At 50.3% G+C, this 6,464-nt stretch carries 7 protein-coding genes; 5 read left to right on the top strand and 2 right to left on the bottom strand.

Going from position 1 to position 6,464, the window contains the following annotated elements:
* Window positions 1-906, bottom strand: a 906-nt coding sequence (locus ACWA6V_RS15080) for a glycoside hydrolase family 18 protein (RefSeq protein ID WP_449523265.1), incomplete at its 3' end; no start/stop codon positions are given.
* Between the two features lie 210 nt (window positions 907-1,116).
* On the opposite strand from ACWA6V_RS15080, the gene ACWA6V_RS15085 reads away from it, so the two are divergent.
* Window positions 1,117-1,530 carry a SufE family protein gene (locus ACWA6V_RS15085; protein ID WP_449523266.1) on the top strand — a complete coding sequence of 138 codons (414 nt, stop codon included), beginning with the start codon at window positions 1,117-1,119 and terminating at the stop codon, window positions 1,528-1,530.
* On the opposite strand, the gene tcdA is transcribed toward ACWA6V_RS15085, so the two are convergent.
* On the bottom strand, window positions 1,527-2,366 hold the full coding sequence (tcdA, locus tag ACWA6V_RS15090; RefSeq protein ID WP_449523267.1) for a tRNA cyclic N6-threonylcarbamoyladenosine(37) synthase TcdA: 840 nt from the start codon (window positions 2,364-2,366) through the stop codon (window positions 1,527-1,529). The two genes, ACWA6V_RS15085 and tcdA, sit on opposite strands and share 4 nt — an antisense overlap.
* A 159-nt stretch (window positions 2,367-2,525) precedes the next feature.
* On the opposite strand from tcdA, the gene ACWA6V_RS15095 reads away from it, so the two are divergent.
* The 4 genes from ACWA6V_RS15095 to ACWA6V_RS15110 form a co-directional block, all read left to right on the top strand.
* Complete coding sequence (locus tag ACWA6V_RS15095; protein WP_449523268.1) at window positions 2,526-3,149, top strand: response regulator transcription factor; 624 nt, start codon at window positions 2,526-2,528, stop codon at window positions 3,147-3,149.
* A 316-nt stretch (window positions 3,150-3,465) separates the two neighbouring features.
* Complete coding sequence (locus tag ACWA6V_RS15100; RefSeq protein WP_449523269.1) at window positions 3,466-4,308, top strand: CheR family methyltransferase; 843 nt, start codon at window positions 3,466-3,468, stop codon at window positions 4,306-4,308.
* Between the two features lie 84 nt (window positions 4,309-4,392).
* Window positions 4,393-5,667, top strand: a complete 1,275-nt coding sequence (locus ACWA6V_RS15105; RefSeq protein ID WP_449523270.1) for an EAL domain-containing response regulator — start codon at window positions 4,393-4,395, stop codon at window positions 5,665-5,667.
* On the top strand, window positions 5,646-6,464 hold an 819-nt coding region (locus tag ACWA6V_RS15110; protein ID WP_449523271.1), incomplete at its 3' end, for a hypothetical protein. The genes ACWA6V_RS15105 and ACWA6V_RS15110, both read left to right, overlap by 22 nt.

Consider the following 6,464-nt stretch of genomic DNA (forward strand, 5'->3'; position numbering starts at 1 on the left):
GTCCGCGGGGTTAAAGCGGGTGACGAATTCTTTGTAATCAGCGCCATCGATATGCACACCGGGTTGGTATAAACCGTTGTTGGTTGCGCTAACTTGCTCCCAGACTCGCGCATAAAACGCGGTGCCGATAATAATTTTTTCTGGCGCTACGCCTTTGCGCAATAAAAACTGTACAGCGTTATCGGTGGAGTCTTTTTGTTGTGGTGTGGAATAGAGTGCGGTGTGGTGGCCGGTATGCGGTGTTGCTCCATTCACTATGTCGTAGGTCATCAGGTTGACGTTATCCAGTAGCGGCATAATTGCGTCCCAATCCACGGCGGTTTCTAAAAAACTATCAAACCCGCCCGCGGCAAAACTCAATTCGTAGCGGCTGCCAAATACGGCGCGCAATTCCTGGATTAGCGCAGTGAAATTAGTGCGGTCATAGGTCGCATACTTATGGCCTGGAAAACCGGCAATTGTCGGATATTCCCAATCCAGATCAATTCCATCGGCTTGGTATTCCTCAATAATTGCGAGTGTAGATTGCGCAAATATTTTGCGGTTTTCTGCACTGTTAAAAATATCCGAGCAGGTTTCACAACCGCCCCAACCGCCGAGCGACAGCATAACTTTCAACTTGGGATATTGTTTTTTTAGCGCGACCAAACGCTGCAGTGCTTGTTTGTCTTTATCTGAATCAAAACTGAGTTGATTGCCGGTCAAGTGCAAAAAGCTGTAGATGATATGGGTGAGTTGGCCAACGTTGTAGCGCTGCAAATCTGAACCGTCACCCATGTAGTAGGCAATTATTTTGGGCGACGTTGGTGTGGTTTCAGCCTGTGGTTGCGCAGTCTGCAATGAGCTGCAGGCGCTGAGTACAAAGGCAAATAGTGTTGCACTGACAGCGGATAAAAATGATTTCATATACATCCCTCGGTGGATAAATCGGGTATTTATCATTCGCGAGAGCTGGGCGGGAGTGGTGATCTTACTTTGCTGTCGTGCAGCAATTATTGTGTGTGGTTGTATTCTAACTGCAGAATTGCAGCATAAGTGTTGGTGTACGGTAAAGATTCTTAAAGTTTGCGCTTGCCTCTATAATCGCTTTCCGTCCTACAGTTTGAGTATTCCTGCGTGATTTTTCGCGATGACCTTGGTGCCGTAAAACTGCCCGAATTAATGGCTGCCTCTAATTGGCAGCAGCAGTACAAGTTGATTATCCAGTGGGGTAAGTTGCTCAGCCCCAAACCGGATATGCGTCTGCCCGCAAACTTGATTAAAGGTTGTGAATTACCAGTCTGGCTGGTACATGAACAGGAAGGTGAGCGGCACTATTTTGCGTTTGCTTCCGATAGCAGTGTGATGAATGGGTTGGCGGTGCTATTGCTGGTGCAGTTGAATGGTAAAACTTCCGCGCAGATTAGTGCGGGGGATCTTGCGCAATCCATGCGGGGGTTAGGGTTAGAGAAACATCTCACACCCTCACGCAATAATGGTTTCAATCGTATTATCGAGCGCGCCTTGATGTTGGTGGGCGATCAACGTTAATCAGTCGATTTTTTCTGTTTGTCCCCAATCTGTTTATCACCCATCTGTTTATCAAGGTAACGCTCAATCGCCCGCGTTGCCGCGATAAAACCAAAGGTTCCCGTTACCATTACGCTGGAACCAAAACCGCCCGCGCAATCCAGTTTCACGCCATCGGCCAGCGCCTGTTTATCCATGCACACGGAACCATCGGGTTGCGGGTAGACCATTTGCTCGGTGGAGTAGACGGCATCGACGCGGAATTTGCGGTTTTTATCGCGCGCAAAATTGTGGTGGCGATAGAGTTGCGTACGCACCTTGGCGAGCATGGGGTCGCTGATACTGCGCCCCAAATCATCTACCGTTACCGCCTGCGGATTGCGTTTCCCGCCAGAGGAGCCGATGGTGATCAGGCGCACTTTGATCGCCAGGCAATAAGCCACCAGGCGCGCTTTTAAATGCGCGGCATCAATTGCATCGATCACTACATGGTGCTGTTTGCCGATCAAGGTTTTCATATTGTCCTGATCGATAAAATCCTCAATCGAATGAATCACCAGCTCGGGGTTAATATCGCGTAAGCGCTCGGTAATCACCTGGTTTTTTGGCCGCCCGAGATTGGATTTAAGCGCATGCGATTGGCGGTTGGTATTGGTGACACAGACTTCATCCATCTCGATCAGGGTCAGTTCACCCACCCCCGAGCGTGCCAAGGCTTCCGCTACCCAGGTGCCTACACCGCCCAATCCAATCACAACAAAATGGGCATTGGTGAGGGCTGGCAGTGCGTCTTGCCCGTACAGGCGCGCAAGGCCGCCAAAGCGCTGTAAATAGTCGGGAGAGACTGATCTGTTCATAGCTGGCTCGTCGTAGGAAAAATGTGCATCGGTAGGTGGCGGCTTTTTAACGGAGATGCCGTGTTAACGCAAGCAAGGCCGGGCGGTAATTTTGGCGCATTCTGCTACACTCAAATAGCATTTAGGTATCAATCAGACGTGTTTAATGATGAGTGCTCCATGAATAGAACAGCTGTAGCCACTGCTTATCTGATCGACGACGACAGTATTACCCTTGAGTTGATGAGCGGGATTGTTGAATCTACCGGCGTTGAGCCAGTGTGTTTCAGCAGTGCTGAAGCCTTTCTGGATGCCTATTCCCCGCGTCCCTGCGAATGTGTGATCACCGATATGCGCATGCCCGGTGTGAGTGGTTTGCAACTGCACAAGGTCTTGCAACAACGCTACGCCGTGCCGCCTCCGCTGATTATCGTCACCGGTTATGCGGAGGTGAGCGCTGCGGTAGAGGCCATGAAGCAGGGCGCGTTCGATTTTGTTGAGAAACCCATCAATGGCCACCAGTTTCTGGAGAAGCTGCAAGCTGCTCTTTCACTCAGCCGCCAGCTCCACCAACAGCGGCTACATTTGGCCACACGCGAAGCGCGCATCGCACTGCTAACGCCCAAAGAGCAGGAAGTCTTGCAGGCGGTGCTCGATGGTTTACCCAGCAAAGATATCGCCGGAAAACTCAACCTGAGTGTGCGCACGGTAGAAAACCATCGCGCGCGTATTATGGAAAAATTGCGCGTTAATTCGGCGATGGAATTAATGCGTGATTTTATGATGCCGGTGGCGAGCCGTTAGTTGATTTCGAAAATTTCCTTTATTTTCAATCGCTTAATTTCCCTTTTACAGGTGAGTCACGTTCCGTTTTCACCTTGGTTAATCCCCCTCTACGTTTGCCTGCCACTAGACTCACCCCGCTAGGTATTGACCCACTAGGTGTTATCCCTCACGCCACCTGAGTATTTTTACTCTCACGACTTTTTTGCCAAACCCGCACACTGGGAACCAATGAAGGTGACTCCCCTCAGGGCGAAGCACCGCACTGTGAGATCAAGGATCTTTTCAATAATCGGCACCTTTGCCCATCATGACGAACCCAGTAACGGCCAGGATTATGAGTACACATTCCAACATCAGCCCATTTGCTTTCCATAAGATCCGCGATTATGTGTATCGCACTGCGGGTATCATTATTGGTGCCGATAAAACGGCGATGGTAACTGGCCGTCTGTGGCGTCGTCTGGAGTTGTTCGGGCACAAAGACTACGAGACCTATTTCGCTTACGTTTCCAGTCCTGCTGGTGCACAAGAGCGCAGCACCATGTTGGATTTACTCACCACCAACGAAACCTATTTCTTCCGCGAGCCAGCGCATTTTAATTTTTTGCGCGATGAAATTATTCCGCAGCAAGGACCTAACAAAATGCGTGTTTGGTGTGCGGCTTCATCTACCGGTGAAGAACCACACAGCATTGCAATGGTATTGGCCGACACCTTGGGTAAATGCGATTGGGACATTTTGGCTACCGATATTTCCGGCAAAGTATTGGAACATGCGCGCACTGGTGTGTATCGCGCCGAGCGCATAAACCACATTCCGGCGGATTATTTAAAAAATTATTGCCGCCGCGGTATTGGTGAATACGAAGGTATGTTGGCAGTAGTGCCCTCGCTGCGCTCACGCATCACCTTTGAGCAGCATAATCTGTTGCACCCGCGCGAAACCAATGAACAATTTGATGTGATTTTTTTGCGCAATGTGCTGATTTATTTTGATAACGCCACAAAGCAAAAAGTGATCGAGAATATGCTGCAATCACTGCGCCCTGGTGGCTGGTTGATTCTGGGTCACTGCGAAAGTTTGCAGGGTTTGAATCTCGGTATTAAAGCGGTTAGCCCATCGATTTATCGCAAGCCCGCTGCAGTGACGTCTGTACTCAGGCGCGTAGCGAGTTAAGGTATGCCAGATTGCGCGCAACCTGTTGCTGTTAACCTGTGTAAATTTGCTATTCTTCCGCATCTCGGAGCCAGTGAGCGACATATGATTTCACTTAATACATCGGCTAGCCAAAACCCTTCGCTCAATTTGCACGGCGATATTGTGCAGCAAGGGGTGATGGTGGTTGACGATAGCAGCATGCACAGATACAGCGCGCATATGTGCCTGCGTGCGTTTGGCGTGAGTCAGGTGTATGAAGCGGCCAATGGCAAATTAGCGCTGGATCAGCTCGCCCTGCTCGAAAAAATCCCTGCGGTGATGTTGCTGGATTTGGAAATGCCGGTTATGGATGGCATCGAAGTATTGCAACAACTCGCGCAATTGCCACACAAACCCGCTGTCGTCTTGGCCAGCAGTTCCGATGAAGTGCTTATCAGCGCAGTTGCTACTATGGCGGAAGCCTTGGGTATTAATTTGCTCGGCGCTTTTCGCAAACCGGTCAACCCGGTTGAATTGGCCGATGCACTCAACAGTTACAACACAGGTATCTGCCCGCCCGATCAGGTGCGTCCGCCGATAGAAACCGATGTTGAACAATTAAAAACGGCGCTAGACCGCGCCAAAATCCAGGTTTATTACCAGCCCAAAATTGATCTTGAAACTATGAAGGTGGCGGGCGTGGAAGCGCTGGCGCGCTGGAAAAACTTGCAGGGCGATTGGATTCCACCCGGCGTGTTTATTCCGCTCGCGGAAGAGCATGGCTTGATTGGCGATTTGACTCTCTCTGTGCTCGATCAGGTATTGCAAGATATGAATGGCTGGTGGGAGTTGGGGCAATATATTCCAGTGGCAATTAACCTCTCGGCCAAATCACTTGCCGAATTTAATCTCGCTAACGAAATTATCCAGCGCGTAATTCGTCAGGGCATACCCGCTCACTTTATTACTTTTGAAATTACCGAAAGTGCATTGGTGGTCGATTTGCCTTCAGCGTTGGCCACTATCAGCCGTTTGCGTTTGAAAGGTTTTGGTATTTCCATCGACGATTACGGCACCGGTTTTTCGTCTATGCAGCAGCTGTCGCGCTTCCCCTTTTCTGAATTGAAAATTGATCGCTCGTTTATCCAGGGCGCTCCGGCGCGGCAATATATCCGCAATATTTTGAAATCGGCCATCGAAATGGGCCAGCGTTTGGGAATTACTACCGTTGCAGAAGGTGTAGAGACAGAAGCCGAGCTACACTTGCTCAAAAGCCTGGGCTGTAAACAGGCGCAGGGCTTCCTGCTGGCACGCCCCATGCCTGGGCGCGAGCTGATGGGCTGGGTCGAACAGGATTTACAACGTAAACACACCATATGCCAAACAAGTCTCGGGTAAACAAATACTTTCATTTTTTCTCGCTGGTTAATCCCACCCTGTTGTCAGCAGCGCTCGCTATAGTGCTGCTGTTTTTTTTCACCACGCTCGCATTGCGTCATATCCATTCCAGCCAGGAGCGGATTGTGCGTGCGCATCTGCAAACTTCGCTCAATTCCTTCACTGAACTTATCCAACTCTGGCAACAGCAGAATCTTGCGGCTATTCACATGCTCGCAAACTCCACTCAAGGCAAAACCCTATTAAAGCAGGTGTTGTTGGAGCAAGGCGATAATCCTCAAACCCATGAGGCCCTGCGCGAATGGTTGTATCCGGTATTGATGGTGATGGGCTTTGATGGTTTTTCAGTCATTAATCATGAGCGAATTCTGGTGGCGGCCAGCAGCAAAGAGTATCGCAAACAACCTGTGCGCTTGCCTGAGACGATGGAGGTGCTTGATAAAGCGCTCGCCCGGCATCCTGCTATTTCGCGCCCGGTAGCAGCAGTGCGTGCAATCGATGGACCGCGCGGCCTGCAACCTGCGGGCACGCTCATGCAAAATATGTGTGTGTTATTTGAATCAGAAGTCACAGCGCCCGGTTATTTTTGTTTGCGCTTTAATACCCAGTCGAGTTTTTTCCCGATTTTTTTTAAAGGGCGCACCGGTCGCTCGGGCGAGATTTACGCTATCGATAACCACGGCCGGTTTATTACCCCCGCGCGTTTTGCGCCAACACAGATGGCTCATTCAAGCACTGAAGCGCAACAACACGCGGCGCGTATTGGAGCCGAGGTGCGGGGACCTCTTGCTCGTGGT

The organism is Cellvibrio sp., assembly GCF_053579595.1.